A 20,705-nucleotide genomic window follows, 5' to 3' on the forward strand; every position below is an offset into this window, starting at 1 on the left:
TATCTCACCATTGACGACGCCGTACCCGACAGGTATAAGCGCATGCGCGAGACCTTCTACAGGGACATGCGCGAGACCTTCGGCGCGTGGTCTGGTGTGCCTCGCCGGGGAGCTACACTCAGCCGCATGGGCAAGCTCTTCTACGGTGATTCAGGCACATCGATCGAGGTCGACGACCGCACGCTCGCCCACCTCAAGATCGCGGTGTTCACCAAGCTGCGGCGTAACGAGAGCTTCACCCTGTCGTGGCAGCACGGCGCCGACGCGCCCACGGGTCGCAGCACGCTTTGGCTGCACCCCTCGATCCCGCTGCACTTCATCTTCGACGAAGACGAGCCGCCTCAGCTGAACCGCGAGTGGATCGAGCAGCTCATGCGTTCGGCCAACAGCACCGGCGGCATCGAGCTGCTGCCCGAGGAGGTCGCGCTCAACCTTCCGCGCGACACCATCGGCCACTGACCGTCGCCGGCATGCGGCTGCGGTCCGCCCCATGGGTCAGTTCATGCTGTATAGTCAGTACATGCTGACCATTGCTTCTCGTCAGGACGTGATGAACAGGCTGGGACGCGCCATGGCCGATCCCACGCGCTCTCGGATCCTGCTGGCACTGCTGGACGAGCCCGGCTACCCCGCTGACCTCGCCCGCGACCTCGACCTGACCCGCACCAACGTCTCGAATCACCTCGCGTGTCTGCGTGGGTGCGGGTTCGTCGTCGGGATGCCCGAAGGGCGGCGGACCCGATACGAGATCGCCGATCCGCACCTGACCCAGGGCCTGCGCAAACTGCTCGAAGCGGTCGTCGCCGTCGACGAGGGCGCCCCCTGCCTGGTTGACGGATGCGAGTGCTGCCGATGACCGAGAACGACCGCAGCCGGCTGCCGATCGCGTGCTCACTGCCGCTGGCCGAGGGCGGAAGGCGCGTCGCTCAGTGGCGTGCGCTCGCCGACGACTACCTGCTCGAGCGCAGCCGCACTCCCGAAACGCTCACGCTCCGCTACGCACCGGTCGACGACGCCCGCGCCCGGCTGTCGCGGCTCGCCGAGGCCGAACGCGACTGCTGCAGCTACGTCGACTGGACGGTCGAGACCGGCCCGGGCGCTCTGCGCCTGATCGTCACGGGGACCGAGGACGCGCTGACCTCGCTGCTGTTCCTCGAGTGAGGCCCCGGCTGACGGTTCGGCAGTGATCGGCATTCGGAATCGGACGCGACGGCGGGAGTCGAACCCGCTGCACGGCCGGGTATGAACCGGCGCCCGGGACCACCCGGATCGTCGCGATGCACCCAGGCTAGGCGCACGCTCCGACACCCGGCCGCGGGCGTGTCGGCGCGTGAACCCCGATGACCGCGTATGACGCGCCGCGCGTTCACTTCGCGTCGGAGAAGACGCCGATGCGTTCGCCGTCGAACACGAACTGCACGGCGCTGCCGACGGGAAGCACCTCGAGCAGCTCGCTGGGCATCCGGCCGGTCACCTCGAGCTGGACCGTCGCAGGGAACGCGCCGGCACCGCAGCCGTACGAGACAGGTCCCGAGAATGCCTCGGGGTCGCCGTCGGTGAGGCCCCGGGTGGGCGCGACGATGAGGCACGACGTGGCGGCCTCAGTGGAGAACATGTCGCCGTTGGTGCTCATCACGGTCAGGCCGTGGAACTCGAAGCCCTTGCCCTCTGGCCGCGCCCCGAAGACCCGTTCCGGCCAGACGAAGCCGGGCTCGGCGGTGAGCGTGGCGATCTGTCGCACGTCGGCATGCCTCGCGATCGGCGTGATCCAGGTCGCTGCGAAGACGACGCCCGCGCCGACGCCCGCGACCGCGATCAGAGATGCCGCCCACACGACCGCCAATCCGCGCGAGAGGAACCAGCGCCGCGGTGCCGGCTCGACCGTCGCGCGGCGCTGGCCCAGGCCGTCCGTGGCGATGACGATCGGGCCCGGCAGCGGGGGCGGCGGGGCCGGCACGACCGGCGCGGTCGCCGCCGACAGCGGCGGGGTCACGGGACGCTCCGGCAGGGGCGGAGGGGCGGGTGCGGACGCGGATGCCGGAAGAGGGGATGCCTCAGCCGACGAGCGCGGCATCGCCGCGCTGATCCCGGCATCCGATCGCGCCTGCGAAGCCGATGTCGGCCGTGCGGCCCGGGCGGCGGCTTCGAGCTCGATCAAGCGGCGCATCGCGACGGGATCGCCCGCGATGTCGGGAGCGGGTCCGTACGCGCGCGAGCGCAGCGCGCGCAGCTCTTCGATGTCGGCACTGTCCATCGGATGAATGCTCGCACACGTCCGACACGACAGGAGTGAACCGGGCGATCAGGGCCGTGTCGACGCGCCGGGCCGGCCGCCCTGACACAGGAGCGGCCTGTCACCGGTGCCGAACCGGTAGTCGTACTGCCGCCCGCCGGCCTCGACGATCACCTGCATGCCGTCGACGAGGGCCTGCGTGTACTGCATGCCCGGCTGCGGACAGCCGAGTGCGCCGTTGCGCCACGTGACGGCCTCGGCCGACACGAGAGTGGGCGTGGCATCCACCCCGCGCGAGGCCAGATCCTTCTCGATCGCCGCCCACCGCGCGGCCGGGACGCCCGGTGGACTCGACGGCGACATCGACGGTTCGCTCGGGGTGCCCTGCGACGGGGGCTCGCTCGGGCCGTCCGGAGGTGTGGACATCGTGCCTCCCGAGCATCCCGTGAGCGCGAGAAGAAGGATGCCGGCACCCAGCGCCCAGCGACGTCCGGTCATCGCGGCTCCTTCGTCTGCCTTTCAGGATAGGCGGCGCTCCTCGCCGTCGGGACGTCGCGCGCATCGGCTCGGGCGGTCGGCTGATGAACGGCCGGCATCGAGAGCCGAGAGCACACCGCCGGCCAGGATCGTCGCGTACCCGGCCACGATCGCGAGGAGCGGAAGTCGATGCTCGCCGCCGAGCGCGTGCCCGACGCCGTCAGCGGCGGCGCCGACCGCCTCGATCGCAGTGCCGATCGTCGTGAGCCGGCGTACTGCGTTCGACCAGGCGGTCCCCGACCGCAGCCATCGTCCGACATGCGATACCAGGCACAGGACGCCCGCGTTCGAGAGCGTGTGGTCGATCGCAGACGTGCGCCGCTCGGTCAACCAGGGCAGACGCCCACCGGACAGGTGGAACAGCGCCTGCGTTCCGATGCCCACCGCCTGGATCGCGACGCCGACGAGCAGGAGCGGCGGCACACCGTTCGTCTTCGATGAATGTCGATCTCGCATCTTCATCTCGCCTGCCTCCTCGTCGTCGACGGGACGAAACGGCTCCGATCGAGGCCACGCTACCGACTGCATCCGTCGGCGCAAGGGGACCGCGGTGTGAAGCGCGGCGCGCGTACCTCTAAAATCGATCCATGACGACGGAGGGCAGACGAGGCATCCTCGCACTCGCCATCGTCGTGCTGCTGCTGGCTCTCGGAGCCGCGGCCGCCGTCGTGCTGGCCGGAGCGATCGAGTCGCATCCGTTCCCCGAAGGCGCGACGCCGCCGCCGCCGGCGCCCGCCGACCGAGCGATGGCGTGGCTCGCACGCATCCTGCTGCTGCTCGCTGCGGCCTGGGTGCTGATCGGCATCCTGGCCGCGCGCACAAGCCTGGTGGCCCGTCCCGGCGCCGCCGCAGCCCGGGCGACCTGGCTCGCCTCCACCCGACCCTGGCGGGCCCGCGAGTCGACGCTCGGCATGCTGCTGCTCGACCGGTGGCTGCTGTTCGCCGTGCCGGTGGCCCTGCTGATCGCCACCCGCGCGGTGCAGTCGTCGTTCGTAGGCTGGATGCGGCTGTCGGTGGTGATCGGTGCGTGGACTCTGTTCGCGATCGCATTGCGCATCGTCGTGCGCAAGCGCTCGCCGTGGCCGGTGATGGCGGCGGTCGGCGGCGTCATGATGCTGCGCTGCATGCTGACCCTGATCGCGCTGTCGATCGACGGCCCGGGCGGCTACTGGTACGCATTCTGGGAGCTGCACGCCGTGCGCGGGCTGTACGTCACCGTCGCCGTGGCGCTGTTCCTCTGGCTGTTCATCGCCGCCGGCTGGTCGCTGTTCGCCCAGCTCGGTGCGCGGCGCGGCGTCGGGGCGGTGCTGTGCGCAACGGGGGCCGCGGCGACGGTGGCCGCCGTGGCCGTCGCGACGATGGGGTTCGACCGCGTGCTCACCGTCTGGAGCCGGCACACCGATCCCATGCCGTCGGGCCTTGCCAGCGCACTCGCCGTCGCTCTGCGACTGAACGTGCCCGCCGGCGCCGTGTGGCTGGCCGTGGTGGCGGGATTCGTGGTCTTCGTCGTCGGGGCGCTGCTCGCCGTGCGCTGGGAGGCCGTGCGCCAGCCGGCCCTCCGCTGAGCCGATCACTCGGTGTCAAATAGTGTGCGTGAGCGCCGCACTCACACCAGGCCCGCCGCCCGCAGCAGGTCCATCGCGAGCGGTTGGGGGTTGTACGCCACCTCCCAGCGGAAGCCGTCGGGATCGGCGAAGTAGCCGGAGTACCCGCCCCATTCGCGCTGCTGCGGGGCAGTGACGATCTCGGCACCGGCGGCCGCGGCATCCCTCATCACCGCGTCGACCCCGGCCGTGTCGGGCATGTTGTGCGCGAGCGTGATCGGCGGAATGCTGCGCTCGGCCGGCAGCGGGCCCACCTCGGCCTCGAAGCCCGCGCGGCTCCACAGCGACAGCATGAGCGTCGGCCCGATGCGGATGAAGATGACCTCGCCGGGGGCTTCGAACGCCGGCTGCCACCCGAGCCCGTCCATGTAGAACCGGCGGGTGGCGTCGAGGTCGGCGACGGCGAGCGTGATGAACGTGACGCGTGCATCCATGCGGGCCACGTTACCCACGCCCGACGACAGCGTTCCCGCCCCGGCGGCGGCAGCCGGTGTCGGGGCGCGCGCCTAGACTCGAAGGGCCATGACCGATGCATCCACGCCCATCATCGTCGGCGGGGACTCGAGTCCGCGCGCGACCCCCGACCGCGCCGGGGCGCCCCGTCCCGACGCCGACCTGCTCGAGGGGCTGAACCCGCAGCAGCGCGAGGCCGTCGTGTACCGCGGACAGGCGCTGCTGATCGTCGCCGGCGCCGGTTCGGGCAAGACCCGTGTGCTCACGCACCGCATCGCGTCGCTGCTGCGCAACAAAGAGGCGTGGCCGAGTCAGATCCTCGCGATCACGTTCACGAACAAGGCCGCCGGCGAGATGCGCGAACGCGTGCAGCAGCTGGTCGGCCAGCACGCGCAGGGCATGTGGATCTCGACGTTCCACTCCGCCTGTGTGCGCATCCTGCGGCGCGAGGCCGAGCAGTTCGGGTTCACGAAGTCGTTCACGATCTACGACTCCGGCGACTCGCGCGCGCTCGTGAAGCGCCTGGTCAAAGAGCATGAAGCAGATGCCTTCGGGCTGACGCCCGGAGCCGTGCAGAGCCGCATCTCGAAGCTCAAGAACGAGCTCGCCGACGCCGAGTCGTTCGCTCGCGATGCGAACCTGTCCGACCCCGCCGAGCGCAAGTTCGCGGAGGTGTTCGGCGACTACCAGCGTGCGCTGCGCAAGGCCAACGCGTTCGACTTCGACGACCTGATCGCCCAGACCGTGTACCTGTTCCGGGCGTTCCCGCACGTGGCCGATGTGTACCGGCGGCGGTTCCGCCACATCCTCGTCGACGAGTACCAGGACACGAACCACGCCCAGTACGCGCTCATCCACGAGCTCACCCGGCCCGTCGTCGGCCGGGCCGCCGAGCCATATGCCTCCGGGGGCATGATGATCTTCGAGCCGGAGCATGCACCCGAGGTCGAGCCCGCGTCGCTGACCGTCGTCGGCGACTCCGACCAGTCGATCTATGCGTTCCGCGGCGCCGACATCCGCAACATCACCGAGTTCGAACGCGACTACCCGGGTGCGAAGGTCGTGCTGCTCGAGCAGAACTACCGGTCGACGCAGAACATCCTGAGCGCCGCGAACGCCGTGATCAGCCACAACTTCGATCGCAAAGACAAGCGGCTGTGGACCGATGTCGGCGCGGGCGAGAAGATCGTGGGCTACACCGGCTACTCGCAGCACGACGAGGCGCAGTTCGTCGCCGACGAGATCGAGGTGCTGCGGCGCGAAGGCGTCGGCTACGGCGAGATGGCCGTGTTCTACCGCACCAATTCGCAGTCGCGTGCGCTCGAAGAGATCTTCATCCGCGCCGCGATCCCGTACAAGATCATGGGCGGCACCCGGTTCTACGAGCGGGCCGAGATCAAGGATGCCTTGGCCTACCTGACCGCGGTCGCCAACCCGGCAGACGAGATGGCGCTGCGGCGCATCATCAACAAGCCCAAGCGGGGCATCGGCGACGTGACCGTCCAGGCGATCGCGCGCTACGCCGTCGACGAGCAGATCCTGTTCCGCGACGCCCTCGCCAATGCGTCGGCGATCGGGCTCGGGCCCAAGCTGCAGACCGCCGTGGCGCGCCTCGATGCGGTGCTGGCCGAGGCATCCGAGCTCATGCTGCCGTCCTCGGGCGAGATCGCCCCGCCGACGGCGGTGGGCGAGGGGCTGTCACTGCTGCTGGAGAAGAGCGGCTATCGCGACGCGCTGCGCATGAGTCGCGACCCGCAGGACGAGGCGCGTCTTGAGAACCTCGACGAGTTCGTGGCTGTCGCCCGCGAGTTCGCCCGCAACAACCCCGAGGGCACGCTGCTGGACTTCCTCACCGAGGTCGCCCTGGTCTCTGACACCGACGACCTCGACGACGCCTCGGGCACGGTCTCGCTCATGACACTGCACACCGCGAAGGGCCTCGAGTACGACGCCGTGTTCCTGACCGGCGTCGAAGAGGATCTCATTCCGCATCGCATCTCGGCCGGTGAGCCCGGCGGGCCCGCCGAAGAGCGCCGCCTCTTCTATGTCGGCGTGACCCGCGCACGGCAGCGCCTGTACCTGACGCTCGCGATGACCCGGGCGCAGTTCGGCGAGGTGTCGGTCGCGATGCCCAGCCGGTTCCTGCAAGAGGTGCCGCCCGAGCTCATCGACTGGCGGCAATCGCCGGGAGACGTCAACTCGCGCGGCGGCACGCAGTCACGGGCGCTCAACGCGCGGCGCCCGTGGGGTCAGCGCCGCGTCGACGACGTTCCCGCACTCAAACCGAAGTCGACGTCGCTCGAGAAGTTCGCGAATCGCATCCCCGCGCGGGTGCGCGACAACGGCGACATGCAGCTCGCGTCGGGCGATCGCATCCGGCACGAGGACTTCGGTGACGGCATCGTGGACGCCGTCACCGGCGAGGGCGCGAAGCGCGTCGCCCATGTGCGGTTCGAGAAGGCCGGAGCGAAGAAACTTCTCATCAAGATCGCCCCGATCGAGAAGCTCTAGAACTGGCGCGGCGACACGGGTAACCCCTTGCAGGCACAGATGTCAAGCGGCACGGGCGAGTGGTCGCGCCGGGTTAGGGTTGGACAATGGCGCTTTTCTCACGTGGCTCGAAGACGACCGGCAATGAGGCCTCTCAGTCCGCCGCAGAATCGGTGGAATCGGCATCCACCGACGAGACGGTGACGCCCGCCGATCCCGCGACCGGCGACGCCGCCGCAACCGCCGCCGACGGCTCGACGGACGACACGACGAACGAGGCTGAGGGGAGGGATGCCACGGCCGCCGCCGAGTCGGTTCCGCAGGTCGGCATCTCGACCACGTCGTACGGCGGGTTCGGCGCGAACGCCCCCGCAACGCCCGCCCCCGCGGCGCCGACCGGTGAAGCGCCGGCGCCGAGCGAGAGCATTCCGGGCCTGCCCGACAACGTCGTGCTGCGCGGCGCGCTCGCGGCTCTCGGTGACAACCCCGAGGGGCACGAGGTCCTGAACGTCGCGCGCCAGCTGCTGCAGGGCAACGCGTACCTGCGCATCAAGGGCAACGCGCAAGAGCTGGTCGACGCCGGCGCCGAGCTGCCGCTGGCGATCGCGACCCGCGACGACGGCCAGTACGTCATGGTCTACAGCTCGGGCGAGGCGCTCGCCGCCGCCGTGAACGCCGACGGCGACACGGCGACCTCGGCCATGGGCCAGGCCGCTCCGGCCATCCTGCAGTACGTGCTGCAGGGCGACTTCGCCGGCATCATGGTCGATCACGCGTCGACGCCGGCCTCGGTCGTGCTGCCGCGTGTGCTGATCGAGCGGATGTTCGCCGAGATGGATCCCTCGCTGACCCTCAAGCAGCTGGTCACGGGCCCGCGCACGGCTGAGACGACCGCGCAGGTCGCGCAGGCGCTCGCGACCGTGCCGCTGTGGATCGCCGTCAACCGCGCGTCCGAGGACGACGAGTGGGGCGTGGCCGAGTCGCACACCGACGAAGGCGAGCGCATTCTGCCCGTGTTCTCGCACCCGCTCGAGGTCGTCGCGCTCGGCCGGGGCGACCGCCCGACGCCGTTCGCCCCTGCTCAGCTGGGCGCTGCGTTGCGCGGTGACGATGGCATCGATGGTGTGGTCGTGGACCCGGCCGGCCCGTGGATCCGCATCGACCGTGCCGACCTCGGCCCCGTGATGGAGCTGCCCGAGCCGGACGCCGACCAGCAGATCGCCGACGAGGGCGATGAGGACGCAGGGGCCGACGAGACGGACGTCGATGAGCCCGAGGCATCGGATGTCGAGGAGGCCGGCGAGGCCGAGCCGGTGGAGTCCGAGGATGCCGCGGATGTCGTGGAGCCTGGCGACGAGGCGACCGTCGAGGACGACGCCGAGTCGGGCGAGGCCGGGGAGACCGGCGACGCCGAGGCCGAGGCATCCCGGACCGACGACGAGCCCGAGCGCGGCTGACGGACCGAACTCGCTGACGCACGCACCTGTCGGGCGTCGGCGGCGCACGTTAGCCTGGGCCGCATGGCTTCAGAGCGGATCACCCTGACCGTGCCCGGCCCCGAGGGCGACCGTGAGATCGGGGTGTCGAGCCCGAGCCGTGTGATCTGGCCGGACGCCGGCATCACCAAGCGCGAGCTCGCCGAGTACTTCGTCGCCGTTGCCGAGCCGTTCCTCGCGGCCAACGGCAATCGGCCGGTGTCGCTGCAGCGGTTCCCCGAGGGCATCGACGGCGAGAGCTTCTTCTCGAAGAACCCGCCGAAGGGCGCCCCGCCGTACGTCGAAGCGGTCACCGTGACGTACAACAGCGGCCGGCGGCATCCACAGCTCGTCATCACCGAGATCGCGACGGCCGTGTGGGCCGCGCAGATGAACACGGTCGTGTTCCACCCCTGGGCGTCGCTCGCATCCGACACCGACAACCCGGTCGAACTGCGCATCGACCTCGACCCGCAGCCGGGCACCGACTTCGCCGATGCCGCGGCCGTGGCACCGGCGCTGCGCGACGTGCTCGCCGAAGCGGGGCTGGATGCCTGGATCAAGACGAGCGGCAGCCGCGGCCTGCACGTCTTCTGCCCGATCGAGCCGACGAACGAGTTCCTCGACGTGCGCCACGCCGTGATCGCGGCCGGCCGCGAGCTCGCGCGGCGCATGCCCGAGCAGGTCACGATGGACTGGTGGAAAGAGGAGCGCGGCAAGCGCATCTTCATCGACTTCAACCAGGCCAACCGCGACCGCACGATGGCCGGCGCGTACAGCCCGCGGGCGCTGCCCGGCGCGACGGTGTCGACCCCGATCACGTGGGACGAGCTCGCATCGGTCGACCCTTCGTCGTTCACTGTTCGCACGATCCCGCGGCGCCTGGCCGAGGCCGGCGATCCGTGGCGCGACCTCGCCGCCAAGCCCGGGCGCATCGACACGCTGCTGGAGTGGTGGGAGCGCGACCTGGCCGACGGACTGGGCGAGCTGCCGTTCCCGCCCGAGTTCCCGAAGATGCCGGGGGAGCCACCACGCGTGCAGCCCAGCAGGGCCAAGAAGGCCGATGCGACCGAATGAGGCCGGAGCGGTGAGCGAGAAGGCAGGAGTCCTCGACCGGGCGATCGCCGCACTGCTGCGCACCCAGTGGCTCGTGCGTGCCCCGATAGCGCTGTACCGCGCGGGATGGGGGTGGCTCTTCGGCGGACGTCTCGTCATGATCGAACACCTCGGGCGCACCTCGCACGAGCCACGGTTCGTCGTGGTCGAAGTGGCCGAGCGCGACCGCAACCGGATCGTCGTGGCATCCGGATTCGGAACCAGCGCCCAGTGGTACCGCAACCTGCGCGCCAACGGCGTCGCCTACCTCAGCACCGGCCGCACCCGACGGGTGCCCGCACACGTGCGTCTGCTCAGCCGCGAGGAGTCGGCCGCCGGTCTGGAACGCTATGCGGCCGAGCACCCTGAGGGGTGGAGGCGGCTGAAGGGCGCGATGGACTTCGCCGCCGGGGGCGACGCCTATATCCCGCTCGTCGAGTTCACTCCGCCGGATCAGGCCAGCACTTCGTCGACGTCGAACGCCGAGACCACCTCGAGCTGATCGAACGTGCACGAGCGCGGCTCGCGGTCGGGCCGCCACCGCTCGAACTGCACCGTGTGCCGGAACCGCATGCCCTCGAGCTGGTCGTACCGCACCTCGAGCACACGCTCGGGCCGCAGCCGCACGAACGAGACGTCCTTGCCGGCTGAGAACCGGGACTTGTCGGTGGCGCCCGTGACCGCGTTGCCCTCGGCATCCAGCTCGACCAGCGGCGCGAACTCGTCGACCAGTTCGCGCCGGCGCGCGTCGCTGAACGCCGAGACCGCGCCGACGTTGACCAGCATGCCGTCGGAGGTGTAGAGACCGAGCAGCAGCGAGCCGACGCCCGTGCCCGACTTGTGCACGCGATACCCGAGGGCGACCACGTCGGCGGTGCGGGCGTGCTTGATCTTGAACATCGTGCGCTTGTTCGGCGCGTACGGCTGCGCGAGGGGCTTGGCGACCACGCCGTCCAGGCCTGCGCCCTCGAACTCGCCGAGCCAACGGCGGGCGAGCTCGGCGTCGTGAGTGGTGCGGGTGAGGAAGAGGGGATGCCGCAGCCCTGCGAACAGCTCTTCGAGCTGGGCGCGGCGCACCGCGAACGGCTCGTCCATCAGGTCGCGGTCGCCGCGGGCGAGCAGGTCGTACGCGATGAACATGGCCGGTGTCTCGGCGGCGAGCTTCGCCACGCGCGAGGCCGCGGGATGGATGCGCTGGGTCAGCGCCTCCCAGTCCAGGCGGCGGTGCCCCGGCTCGCCCATCGGGACGGCGATCTCGCCGTCGAGCAGGCACGGCTCGGGCAGTTGGGCGGCGAACGCCTCGACGAGCTCGGGAAAGTAGCGGGTCAGCGGCTTCGCGCCCCGGCTGCCGATCTCGACCTTCTCGCCGTCCCACGAGACGAGGCCGCGGAAGCCGTCCCACTTCGGTTCGTAGCTCAGCCCGCCGGACACGCTGCCGGATTCCGGCACCGTCGGCACGGCCTTGGCGAGCATCGGGGCGGGGATGTCGTGCGGCATGGGTCCATCCTGCCCGTCGCAGATGGCGCGCGGAAGGCCGTCGGGCGATCGGTGGGGGACGCCCGAGGGCTGATGCGGGAAGCCTGAGGATCCGGACATGTCGGCGTCTGCGTGCGGCGCCTTCGGCCCTGCCGCCTGCGGCTCCCTCGGCAGCCTCGATCGCGAGCCGGCGCATCTCGGCAGCCCGCTCGGCCTCGGCAGCCCGCTCGGCCTCGGCAGCCCGGACGCTGTTGGTGACCTCTGCGGCGTAGATGATGTCGAACATGATGTCTTTCCTGTCGTCGTGGCCGGGTCCCGGTGGTGGTCGTTCTGACAGGTACGACATTCCTCGCTGAGGGGGTGCGCCGAATCGGGCAGTCGCCCTATCTCGGCGACGCGAGGTGCCCTACTTCTGCGTGCCGGCGTCTTAGGCGATTGAGTCGTCGCAGATGGCGGCCTGGAGCGCGCCAGACCCACCATTTGCGACGACTGAAGCAAGGGCTTGACATTTCAGTCGTCGCAGATGGCGGCCTGGAGCGCACCGGACCGACCATTTGCGACGACTGAACGCTGTAGGGATTGGGATGACGGGATGCCGTGGCCGACGCGGCAGCGCACGGAAGCGGCCGCGGACACGGAGGCTGCGCGCACAGAAGCGGCCGCGGGTACGGAGGCCGCGGGCAGGGCGGCCGCGCACACGGCGGCCGTACGATGGTCCGGTCAGAGCTCGAGGTCGCGCTGCAGACGGCGGGCGACCTCGGCGGCCGGCATGCGGCGGGGGAAGACGGCGACCACGAGATCGTCCGCGGCGGCTGCGGCATCCTCTTCCAGCACGCCGAACCGGCGCATCGCGTCGTCGAGCGCGTCGCGCAGCACCGACGCCGGCACCCGCTTGGACCCGCGGATCAGCCGGCGCAGCACGTGGTTGTGGATCGCCGTCACCGTCGCGGCGAAGCTCACCGCGTCGATCGGGTCCAGGCCCGGCAGCGCGCCGCGCAGGTACTCGTCGAACAGCCGCTCGTAACGGAAGACCGTGACGATCTCGCGCTCGCGCAGCGCGGGCACCTGACGCACGACCGCGTAGCGGCGCCGGGCGAGCTCAGGATCGGACGCGAAGTGCCGGTACACCTTCATCGACGCGTCGCGCACGGCCGTCCACGGGTCGTCGTGCGGCCGGGAGAGGTCGGCGCGCAGCATGTCGAGCAGCACCTCGTGGTCGGCGAAGATCACGTCGTCCTTGCCGCCGAACTGGCGGAAGAACGTCGAGCGCGACATTCCCGCGGCCTGTGCGATCTGCTCGACGCTCGTGGCCTCGAACCCCTGCCTGCTGAACAGGTCGAGCGCTGCAGACATCACCGCGGCGTGCTGAGGTGCGGCGGTCGACGACGTGGTCATGCTAAGAGAGTAGTCGCGGGATGCCTGGGCCCGTGCGGTGCGGTTCCGCACGCGCCGGTGCGCGTCCGGCCCGGATCTGCCACACAGTCAGGGCTCCCAGGCGCGGGTAGTAGGCTGGGGGACTGGTCGATTTTCTCTCGACATCGAGACGTTTTCGCCTCGTCATCCCGCATTCGTCCCAACGAAGGATCGCACGTGGATCTCTACGAGTACCAGGCACGAGACCTGTTCGAACAGTATGAGGTGCCGGTGCTCCCCGGCATCATCGCCGACACCCCCGAGGAAGTGAGGGCCGCAGCCGAGAAGCTCGGCGGTGTGGTCGTCGTCAAGGCACAGGTCAAGACCGGCGGCCGCGGCAAGGCCGGCGGCGTCAAGGTCGCAAAGAACCCCGACGAGGCGTACGAGGCCGCGAAGGCGATCCTGGGCCTGGACATCAAGGGCCATGTCGTCAAGCGCGTCATGGTCGCCGGCGGCGCCCGCATCGCGAAGGAGTTCTACTTCTCGGTGCTGCTGGACCGGGCCAACCGCTCGTACCTGTCGCTGTGCTCGGTCGAGGGTGGCATGGAGATCGAGCAGCTCGCGGTCGAGAAGCCCGAGGCGCTCGCGCGCGTCGAGGTCGACCCGATCGCCGGCATCGACCACGCCAAGGCGCTCGAGATCGCCAAGGCCGCGCGCTTCGACGACGAGCTGGCGCCCAAGGTCGCCGACGTGTTCGTCAAGCTGTTCGACGTCTACAAGGGCGAGGACGCGACACTCGTCGAGGTGAACCCTCTCGTGCAGACCGAGGACGGTCAGATCATCGCCCTCGACGGCAAGGTCTCGCTCGACGACAATGCGGCGTTCCGCCACCCGAACCACGAGGCGCTCGAAGACAAGTCGGCCGCAGACCCGCTCGAGGCCAAGGCCAAGCAGCACGACCTGAACTACGTCAAGCTCGACGGCCAGGTCGGCATCATCGGCAACGGCGCGGGCCTGGTCATGTCGACCCTCGACGTCGTCGCCTACGCCGGCGAGAAGCACGGCAGCGTGAAGCCCGCGAACTTCCTCGACATCGGCGGCGGGGCCTCGGCGACCGTCATGGCCGCGGGGCTGGACGTCATCCTCGGCGACGAGCAGGTCAAGAGCGTGTTCGTGAACGTGTTCGGTGGCATCACCTCGTGCGTCGCCGTCGCAGAGGGCATCGTGAAGGCACTCGAGATCCTCGGCGAGACCGCCACCAAGCCGCTCGTCGTGCGCCTCGACGGCAATCAGGTCGAAGAGGGCCGCGCCATTCTCGCCGCGGCGAACCACCCGCTGGTGACTTTGGCCGCCGGCATGGACGAGGGCGCCGACAAGGCCGCCGAGCTGGCGAACGCCTGAACTGCGACGAGACAAGGACAAGAGAATGTCGATCTACCTCAACAAGGACTCCAAGGTCATCGTCCAGGGCATCACCGGCGGCGAGGGCACCAAGCACACCGCACTCATGCTCAAGGCCGGCACCAACGTCGTCGGCGGCGTGAACGCCCGCAAGGCCGGCACGACCGTCTCGCACGTCGACAAGGACGGCAATCCGGTCGAGCTGCCCGTGTTCGGCACGGTCGCCGAGGCCATCGAGAAGACGGGGGCCGACGTGTCGATCGCGTTCGTGCCGCCGGCGTTCACGAAGGACGCGATGATCGAGGCCATCGACACCGAGATCCCGCTGCTGGTGGTCATCACCGAGGGCGTGCCGGTCGGCGACACCGCCGAGGCGTGGGCGTACGCCAAGAGCAAGGGTGAGAAGACCCGCATCATCGGCCCGAACTGCCCCGGTGTCATCACGCCGGGCGAGGCGCTGGTGGGCATCACCCCCGCCAACATCACCGGCAAGGGCCCGATCGGCCTGGTGTCGAAGTCGGGCACCCTGACCTACCAGATGATGTTCGAGCTGCGCGACCTGGGATTCTCGACCGCCATCGGCATCGGCGGCGACCCGGTCATCGGCACGACGCACATCGACGCGCTCGCCGCGTTCGAGGCCGACCCCGAGACCAAGGCGATCGTGATGATCGGCGAGATCGGCGGCGACGCCGAAGAGCGCGCGGCCGAATTCATCAAGGCCAACGTCACCAAGCCGGTCGTCGGGTACGTCGCAGGCTTCACCGCCCCCGAGGGCAAGACCATGGGCCACGCCGGCGCCATCGTCTCGGGCTCGGCCGGCACCGCACAGGCCAAGAAGGAGGCCCTCGAGGCCGCCGGCGTCAAGGTCGGCAAGACGCCGAGCGAGACCGCCGACCTAATGCGCGAGATCATCACCGCGCTGTAAGCAGGTCCTTTTCCGGGGGTGGATGCCTCGACCCGCGCATCGCGCGTGGGTCACGGCATCCACCCCCTGTCTTCGTGCGGCACGATGAGGTCATGGCACCTTTCACGCTCACGCTGATCGGCGGCCCCACCGCCGTGCTCGAGTACGCCGGTCTGCGCCTGCTGACCGACCCCACGTTCGACCCGCCGGGCGACTATCCCGGTGGCGTGGCGCTGCACAAGCTCGTCGGGCCCGCGCTCGGCCCGGATGAGATCGGCGCGATCGACGTCGTGCTGCTCTCGCACGACCAGCACCCCGACAACCTCGACCGTGCCGGCCGGGAGTACCTCGGGCGCGTCGACACGGTGCTGTCGACCGCGGAGGCCGCCGGGCGCGTCGACGGCGTGACGGGACTCGAGCCGTGGCAGACGGCGACGGTCGGCGACGTCGAGATCACCGGCCTGCCGGCCCGCCACGGGCCCGTCGGCGCCGAGGCACTGTCGGGGGCGGTCACCGGCTTCCTGCTGCGCGCGGCCGGCGCGCCGACCGTGTACGTGTCGGGCGACAACGCCGCGGTCGAGTTCGTCGAGCAGATCGTCGCGCGCGTCGGCTCGATCGACATCGCGATGCTGTTCGCGGGGGCCGCCAACGTCGGACGGTTCGGCGACGACGACCTGACGCTCAACGCGCGCACGGCCGTCGAGGCTGCGCGCGCGCTCGGCGACGCGCTGATCGTCCCGGTGCACGCCGAAGGATGGCACCATTTCAGTGAGACGCGCGACCGGCTCGAGCGTGAGTTCGAGTACGCGGGGCTGGCATCCCGGCTGCGCGTGCCGACGGCGGGCGAGCCGCTCACGCTCTGAGCGGCGCCCGCCCACGATAGCGTGGAGGCCATGGGACTGACCGGAGAGTACAGGCCGAGCACCTCGACGTGGGCGCGCGAGCAGGCCGAGACGTTCGAGGCCACCGACGGTGCCGAGGCGAACACGCTGCGGGGCAAGCCGATCATCGTCCTCACGACGGTCGGCGCGAAGACCGGCGCGCTGCGCAAGACCGCGCTGATGCGCGTGGAGCACGACGGCCGCTACGCCGTCGTGGCCTCGAAGGGCGGCGCCCCCGACGAACCCAAGTGGGCCGGCAACATGCGCAAGCACCCGCGCGTCGAACTGCAGGACGGCGCCGTCAAGGCGGAGTACCGAGCCCGCGAAGCCGACGGCGCCGATCGTGTCGAGTGGTGGGCGCGCGCGGTGCAGGCGTGGCCGGCGTACGCGGACTATCAGACCAAGACCGACCGGCTGATCGCGGTCTTCGTCCTCGACCCGGTCGATGTGTGAGGCGACTCAGCCCTCGTAGCCGATGAGCCAGGTCACGCCGTAGCGGTCGGTGACGCGTCCGTCGTGGTCTCCCCACGGACGCACCTGCAGCGGGTCGACGACCGTCCCGCCCTCTGACAGCGCCGCGAACCAGCGCTCCATCTCGTCCGGCTGCGCCGTGCCCAGAAGCGAGAGCAGGATGCCGTCGCCCCCGACGGTCGCCTCGCCCGGCGCCGCGTCCGTGCCGAAGACCGTCACCGGGCCGCTGAGCATCCCGTGGGCGATGGCATCGGAGGGCCCGTCGTCGCGCCCGAAGTCGGCGTAGGAGTTCAGGCCGACCTCGCCCCCGAACACGGACTGGTAGAACGCGAGCGCCTCGCGCGCGGTGCCGTCGAAGTACAGGTACGGGGTGACTCCGGTCATTCCCGTGACGCTAGCACGGGGTCCCCCGCCGGAACACAGGGCGGCGTTCATCCCACGGCGCCGGCCGTGCAGCCGGATATCGACGGTGCCTCCGGCAGGGGAGGGGATGCCGCAGCCCTGCTGCAGCGACCGGCTCAGCCGCCGATGAGCTGCTCGATCGGCCCTCGGGCGAAGTAGATCACGAACCCGGCGGCCACGATCCACAGCAGCGGGCTGATCTGGCGCGCCTTGCCCGACAGCGAGCGCACGATCGCCCAGGCGATGAACCCGGCGCCGATGCCGTTCGCGATCGAGTACGTGAACGGCATCACGACGACCGTGACGAACACGGGCAGCAGCACCGACCCGTCGCCGAGGCCGATCCGGCGGATCTGCGACATCATCAGCGCACCGACCACGACCAGCGCCGCGGCGGCGACCTCGCTCGGCACGATCGAGGTGAGCGGCGTCAGGAACATCGCCAGCAGGAACAGCACACCGGTCACGAGGTTCGCCACCCCCGTGCGCGCCCCCTCGCCGATGCCCGCCGCCGACTCGACGAACACGGTGTTCGACGAGCCGGACGTCGACCCGCCGACGACGGCGCCGACGCCCTCGACGATCAGCGCGGACTTCAGGCGCGGGAAGTTGCCCTTGCCGTCCGAGAGACCGGCCTCTTCGGCCAGGCCCGTCATGGTGCCCATCGCGTCGAAGAAGTTCGTGAACACGAGCGTGAAGACCAGCATGATGCAGGCGATGGCGCCGATCCGGCCCCAGCTGGTGACGAGGTCGACCTGGCCGACCAGGCTCAGGTCGGGCATGCTCAGCCAGTGCGAGGGCAGCGTGGGCACCGACATCCCCCAGCCGCCGGGGTTCTTGTCGCCCCGGGCGCCGATGTGCCAGATGGCCTCGATGATCATCGAGACGATGGTGCCCGTGACCAGGGCGATCAGCAGCGCCGCCTTGACCTTGCGGGCCATCAGCACGGCGGCCAGCAGCAGCGTGACCACGAACATCAGCACCGGCACGGTGGCGATCGAGCCGCCCGTGCCCAGGCCCACCGGCGGCGAGGCGAAGCCGGTCGCGGTGACCAGTCCGCTGTCGACCATGCCGATGAACGCGATGAACAGGCCGATGCCGACGGTGATGGCGATCTTCAGCTCCATCGGGATCGCATCCATGATCATGCGCCGAAGGCCCGTGGCCGACAGCAGCACGATGATCAGACCGTTGATGACCACCAGGCCCATCGCCTCGGGCCAGGTCAGCTGACCGACGACGCTCGCCGCCAGGAACGAGTTGATGCCCAGGCCCGCCGCGAACGCGAACGGCAGACGCGAGACCAGGCCGAACAGGATCGTCATGACGCCCGCGGTGAGGGCGGTGACCGCCGCCACCTGCTCGTTCTGCAGGGCGTGGCCGGCGACGTCCTTCGCCCCGCCCAGGATGATCGGGTTCAGGATCACGATGTAGGCCATCGTCACGAATGTGACGAGACCGCCGCGGATCTCGGTGCCCAGAGTCGATCTGCGCTTGCTGATCTCGAAGAACCGGTCGAAACCGTTCTTGGGTTCGGGTTCTTCTTCGACGATCGTGTCGGTGGACGGGGCTGTGCTCATCGGGGGACCTCCGAGAGAAATTTATCGTCACCCGGCCGGGTTCACAGCATCCGTTCATCATCCCTTCTTCGGCAACCGGACTTCATGCGCGCGGGCGCGCCCATGACGGCGGATGCCGCAGCCCTGGGTAGTCTCGACTGCGCCCATGCATCGTCTTCTCGTCGCCCTGCTCGCCGCGTTCGACGCGTTCGTCGTCGCGGTCGTCGGCATCGTCGTGGTGCTGGCGCCGCTGACGCTGCTCTGGGTGCTCGGGATCGGCGCGCCGGACTGGTCGGCGCTGTGGCCGGCCACCGCCTCGATCTGGCTGCTCGGCCACCTGGTTCCCCTGGATCTGCACCTGCCGGCCGAGTACCTCGCCGTCGCCGGCATCCCCGACGCGGCGGCCTCGTTCACCGTGTCGCTGGCCCCGCTGGCCTTCGCCGCATTCGCGGTCTGGGGTGCTGCACGCTCGGGCGCCCGGGCCGGTCGCAGCGGCGCGGCCTGGACCGGGGCGGCATCGGGCACCGCGACGTTCACGGTCGTCGCGGCGGTGCTGTGGGCGACCGGCCGCAGCACGGTGGTGGGCGCCTCCGGGTGGCAGGCGATCCTGTTCCCGGCGCTCGTGTTCGGGCTGCCCGTCGTCGCGGGCGCCGTGGCCGCGGCGTGGCGCACCGGCCAGGGGGTCATCGGCTCCGCCCGGGAACTGCTCTCAGATCTGCCCGGCCTCTGGCCCGACGTCCCCGGGCTCGCGCTGCGCGGAGCCGGGATGGTGCTGACGGCGCTCGCCGGGCTGGGATCTGCGGCCATCGTGATCGCCCTCCTGCTGCGCGGCGACCAGATCGTGGCGCTGTACCAGGCCGGCAACCTCGACGCCGTCGGAGTGATCGTCGTCTCGCTCGCGCAGCTGCTGTACGTGCCCACGCTCGTCGTGTGGGGCGTCGCGTTCCTGGCCGGCCCCGGGTTCGCGGTCGGTGCGGGCACCGCGGTGTCGCCGGCGGGCACGCAACTGGGCGTGGTGCCCGGCATCCCCGCACTCGGGCTGCTGCCCGAGTCGACCTCGCCGTGGCTGCTGGTGATCGTGCTGCTGCCCGTGGGCGCCGGTGCGGTTGCGGGCGCCGCCGTGCGGGCCCGGTTCGCACGGGATGCCGCGGCCCGCGCCGGTGCGCCGAGTTCGGGCGGTATGGGTGTGGCGGGTTCGGGCGGCGCCGTCGGCTGGGCCGAGCGCGCGGCGGCCGCCGTGGGCACGGCTGCGCTGTCGGCGGGAGCTGCGGCCCTGCTCGCGTGGGCGGCTTCGGGCGCGCTCGGGCCGGATCGGCTCGCACAGGTCGGACCCCACCCCGGGCCGGTGGCGCTGGCGGTCGGGGTCGAAGTCCTGATCGGCGCGGGCATCCTGCTGCTCGGCCCCGAGCCGCACGAGTACGGCGGATACTCGGCCGGCTCATGGCACAGCCTCGCGGATGCCGATGCGGATGCCGATGTGAGTTCCGGTGTCGATGCTCGTGCACGGGTCGATGCCGGTGCCGAGGCGGGACGGCACGCGGAACCCCTGCCGCGCACCGCACATGGGCCGACGGTGCGGGCCCGGGGCGCGGCTTCCACCCCCCGGTCCGAAGACGAGACCGAGACCGCGCCCGTCGAGCCGGGGATCTTCGGCGACCGGCCCTGACCGGCACGGACCCGCATCTTCTGCGGCACGATCCGCGTGGTCGCCGCCCCCGTCATACGCCGATGGGCCCGCGACGCCCGCCGGGTAGACTGGGAGCGTGCTGAAGGTCGCCGTCCTCATCTCGGGAACCGGTTCGAACCTGCGCGCGCTGCTCGATGCCGCAGACGATCCCGCGTATCCCGCGCGCATCGTCGTCGTCGGCGCCGATCGCGAGGCCGACGGCCTCGCCCACGCCGATGCCTTCGGCATCCCGAGCTTCACCGTGCCGTTCACCGGCTTCGCCACGCGCGAGGAGTGGGGTGCCGAGCTCGACGCGCAGCTGCGGGTGTGGGACCCCGACCTGATCGTGCTGTCGGGCCTGATGCGGCTGCTGCCGCAGGCGCTGGTGGATGCCTGGGCCCCCCGCATCGTGAACACCCATCCCGCGTACCTTCCCGAGTTCCCCGGCGCGCACGGCGTGCGCGATGCGCTCGCCGCCGGCGCCCGGCAGACCGGGGCGAGCGTCATCGTCGTCGACAACGGGGTCGACACCGGCCCGATCCTCGCCCAGGAGCGCGTTCCCGTGCTCGACGGCGACGACGAGCACGCCCTGCACGAGCGCATCAAGCCCGTCGAGCGGCGCCTCCTGATCGACGTGGTGCGTCGCGTCGCCGCCGGCGAGCTCGATCTTGTCGCGGCATCCGTCCCCCGTCCCGTCTGACC

Annotated in this window: 23 protein-coding genes; 15 read left to right on the forward strand and 8 right to left on the reverse strand. The window is 70.6% G+C overall.

Annotation, left to right across the window (positions count from 1 at the left end; translation table 11 throughout):
- Positions 1 to 126: 126 nt before the first annotated feature.
- The 3 genes from AC3RX0_RS00930 to AC3RX0_RS00940 all read left to right on the forward strand — a co-directional run bounded on the left by AC3RX0_RS00930 (position 127) and on the right by AC3RX0_RS00940 (position 1,161).
- Positions 127 to 459, forward strand: coding sequence for a DUF7882 family protein (locus tag AC3RX0_RS00930; RefSeq protein ID WP_491504066.1), 333 nt, complete (start codon positions 127 to 129; stop codon positions 457 to 459).
- A 61-nt stretch (positions 460 to 520) separates the two neighbouring features.
- Entirely contained in the window at positions 521 to 856 is a 336-nt protein-coding gene (gene cmtR, locus AC3RX0_RS00935; RefSeq protein ID WP_491505345.1) for a Cd(II)/Pb(II)-sensing metalloregulatory transcriptional regulator CmtR, read from the forward strand.
- A complete protein-coding gene (locus AC3RX0_RS00940) occupies positions 853 to 1,161 on the forward strand; it encodes a hypothetical protein (protein WP_491504067.1) in 309 nt (102 codons plus the stop codon). Before cmtR ends, AC3RX0_RS00940 begins: the two co-directional genes overlap by 4 nt.
- 205 nt (positions 1,162 to 1,366) lie before the next feature.
- Here AC3RX0_RS00940 and AC3RX0_RS00945 read toward each other — a convergent pair whose 3' ends face one another.
- The 3 genes from AC3RX0_RS00945 to AC3RX0_RS00955 are packed head-to-tail and all read right to left on the reverse strand — an operon-like array spanning position 1,367 to position 3,193.
- Positions 1,367 to 2,254 carry a hypothetical protein gene (locus AC3RX0_RS00945; protein ID WP_491504068.1) on the reverse strand — a complete coding sequence of 296 codons (888 nt, stop codon included), beginning with the start codon at positions 2,252 to 2,254 and terminating at the stop codon, positions 1,367 to 1,369.
- Between the two features lie 48 nt (positions 2,255 to 2,302).
- A complete protein-coding gene (locus AC3RX0_RS00950) occupies positions 2,303 to 2,731 on the reverse strand; it encodes a DUF8738 domain-containing protein (protein WP_491504069.1) in 429 nt (142 codons plus the stop codon).
- A 21-nt stretch (positions 2,732 to 2,752) separates the two neighbouring features.
- Positions 2,753 to 3,193: a hypothetical protein gene (locus AC3RX0_RS00955; RefSeq protein WP_491504070.1), complete on the reverse strand. Its 441-nt coding sequence runs from the start codon at positions 3,191 to 3,193 to the stop codon at positions 2,753 to 2,755.
- A gap of 164 nt (positions 3,194 to 3,357) precedes the next feature.
- Here AC3RX0_RS00955 and AC3RX0_RS00960 point away from each other — a divergent pair, with 164 nt between their 5' ends.
- On the forward strand, positions 3,358 to 4,335 hold the full coding sequence (locus tag AC3RX0_RS00960; protein ID WP_491504071.1) for a hypothetical protein: 978 nt from the start codon (positions 3,358 to 3,360) through the stop codon (positions 4,333 to 4,335).
- 41 nt (positions 4,336 to 4,376) lie between these two features.
- Here AC3RX0_RS00960 and AC3RX0_RS00965 read toward each other — a convergent pair whose 3' ends face one another.
- Complete coding sequence (locus AC3RX0_RS00965) at positions 4,377 to 4,808, reverse strand: VOC family protein (protein ID WP_491504072.1); 432 nt, start codon at positions 4,806 to 4,808, stop codon at positions 4,377 to 4,379.
- A gap of 88 nt (positions 4,809 to 4,896) precedes the next feature.
- On the opposite strand from AC3RX0_RS00965, the gene AC3RX0_RS00970 reads away from it, so the two are divergent.
- The 4 genes from AC3RX0_RS00970 to AC3RX0_RS00985 all read left to right on the forward strand — a co-directional run bounded on the left by AC3RX0_RS00970 (position 4,897) and on the right by AC3RX0_RS00985 (position 10,389).
- Positions 4,897 to 7,338 (forward strand): ATP-dependent helicase, encoded by a 2,442-nt coding sequence (locus AC3RX0_RS00970; RefSeq protein WP_491504073.1) that lies wholly within the window; start codon positions 4,897 to 4,899, stop codon positions 7,336 to 7,338.
- A gap of 86 nt (positions 7,339 to 7,424) precedes the next feature.
- Positions 7,425 to 8,774 carry an SseB family protein gene (locus AC3RX0_RS00975; RefSeq protein ID WP_491504074.1) on the forward strand — a complete coding sequence of 450 codons (1,350 nt, stop codon included), beginning with the start codon at positions 7,425 to 7,427 and terminating at the stop codon, positions 8,772 to 8,774.
- A 63-nt stretch (positions 8,775 to 8,837) separates the two neighbouring features.
- A complete protein-coding gene (gene ligD, locus AC3RX0_RS00980; protein ID WP_491504075.1) occupies positions 8,838 to 9,869 on the forward strand; it encodes a non-homologous end-joining DNA ligase in 1,032 nt (343 codons plus the stop codon).
- Positions 9,856 to 10,389, forward strand: a complete 534-nt coding sequence (locus AC3RX0_RS00985) for a nitroreductase family deazaflavin-dependent oxidoreductase (RefSeq protein ID WP_491504076.1) — start codon at positions 9,856 to 9,858, stop codon at positions 10,387 to 10,389. Before ligD ends, AC3RX0_RS00985 begins: the two co-directional genes overlap by 14 nt.
- On the opposite strand, the gene AC3RX0_RS00990 is transcribed toward AC3RX0_RS00985, so the two are convergent.
- Positions 10,341 to 11,384, reverse strand: a complete 1,044-nt coding sequence (locus AC3RX0_RS00990; protein ID WP_491504077.1) for an ATP-dependent DNA ligase — start codon at positions 11,382 to 11,384, stop codon at positions 10,341 to 10,343. The two genes, AC3RX0_RS00985 and AC3RX0_RS00990, sit on opposite strands and share 49 nt — an antisense overlap.
- Positions 11,385 to 11,481: 97 nt before the next feature.
- Between AC3RX0_RS00990 and AC3RX0_RS00995 the strand changes: the two genes are divergently transcribed.
- Positions 11,482 to 11,697: a hypothetical protein gene (locus tag AC3RX0_RS00995; RefSeq protein ID WP_491504078.1), complete on the forward strand. Its 216-nt coding sequence runs from the start codon at positions 11,482 to 11,484 to the stop codon at positions 11,695 to 11,697.
- 386 nt (positions 11,698 to 12,083) lie between these two features.
- Here the strand turns inward: AC3RX0_RS00995 and AC3RX0_RS01000 are convergent, their stop codons facing one another.
- Positions 12,084 to 12,758, reverse strand: a complete 675-nt coding sequence (locus AC3RX0_RS01000) for a TetR/AcrR family transcriptional regulator (RefSeq protein WP_491504079.1) — start codon at positions 12,756 to 12,758, stop codon at positions 12,084 to 12,086.
- A gap of 195 nt (positions 12,759 to 12,953) precedes the next feature.
- Between AC3RX0_RS01000 and sucC the strand changes: the two genes are divergently transcribed.
- The 4 genes from sucC to AC3RX0_RS01020 all read left to right on the forward strand — a co-directional run bounded on the left by sucC (position 12,954) and on the right by AC3RX0_RS01020 (position 16,358).
- Positions 12,954 to 14,117, forward strand: a complete 1,164-nt coding sequence (gene sucC, locus AC3RX0_RS01005; protein ID WP_491504080.1) for an ADP-forming succinate--CoA ligase subunit beta — start codon at positions 12,954 to 12,956, stop codon at positions 14,115 to 14,117.
- 25 nt (positions 14,118 to 14,142) lie between these two features.
- Positions 14,143 to 15,045: a succinate--CoA ligase subunit alpha gene (gene sucD / locus AC3RX0_RS01010; protein ID WP_491504081.1), complete on the forward strand. Its 903-nt coding sequence runs from the start codon at positions 14,143 to 14,145 to the stop codon at positions 15,043 to 15,045.
- 92 nt (positions 15,046 to 15,137) lie between these two features.
- A complete protein-coding gene (locus AC3RX0_RS01015) occupies positions 15,138 to 15,887 on the forward strand; it encodes an MBL fold metallo-hydrolase (RefSeq protein WP_491504082.1) in 750 nt (249 codons plus the stop codon).
- A 30-nt stretch (positions 15,888 to 15,917) separates the two neighbouring features.
- Positions 15,918 to 16,358 (forward strand): nitroreductase family deazaflavin-dependent oxidoreductase, encoded by a 441-nt coding sequence (locus AC3RX0_RS01020; RefSeq protein WP_491504083.1) that lies wholly within the window; start codon positions 15,918 to 15,920, stop codon positions 16,356 to 16,358.
- Positions 16,359 to 16,364: 6 nt separating this feature from the next.
- Here AC3RX0_RS01020 and AC3RX0_RS01025 read toward each other — a convergent pair whose 3' ends face one another.
- Together AC3RX0_RS01025 and AC3RX0_RS01030 are read right to left on the reverse strand one after the other, a co-directional pair.
- Positions 16,365 to 16,760 carry a VOC family protein gene (locus AC3RX0_RS01025; protein ID WP_491504084.1) on the reverse strand — a complete coding sequence of 132 codons (396 nt, stop codon included), beginning with the start codon at positions 16,758 to 16,760 and terminating at the stop codon, positions 16,365 to 16,367.
- Between the two features lie 134 nt (positions 16,761 to 16,894).
- Positions 16,895 to 18,358, reverse strand: coding sequence for an NCS2 family permease (locus tag AC3RX0_RS01030; protein WP_491504085.1), 1,464 nt, complete (start codon positions 18,356 to 18,358; stop codon positions 16,895 to 16,897).
- A 145-nt stretch (positions 18,359 to 18,503) separates the two neighbouring features.
- On the opposite strand from AC3RX0_RS01030, the gene AC3RX0_RS01035 reads away from it, so the two are divergent.
- Positions 18,504 to 20,003 (forward strand): cell division protein PerM, encoded by a 1,500-nt coding sequence (locus tag AC3RX0_RS01035; RefSeq protein ID WP_491504086.1) that lies wholly within the window; start codon positions 18,504 to 18,506, stop codon positions 20,001 to 20,003.
- Between the two features lie 97 nt (positions 20,004 to 20,100).
- Entirely contained in the window at positions 20,101 to 20,703 is a 603-nt protein-coding gene (purN, locus tag AC3RX0_RS01040; RefSeq protein ID WP_491504087.1) for a phosphoribosylglycinamide formyltransferase, read from the forward strand.
- Positions 20,704 to 20,705 lie beyond the last annotated feature (2 nt).

It is taken from the genome of Microbacterium sp. W1-4-2 (assembly GCF_058349885.2).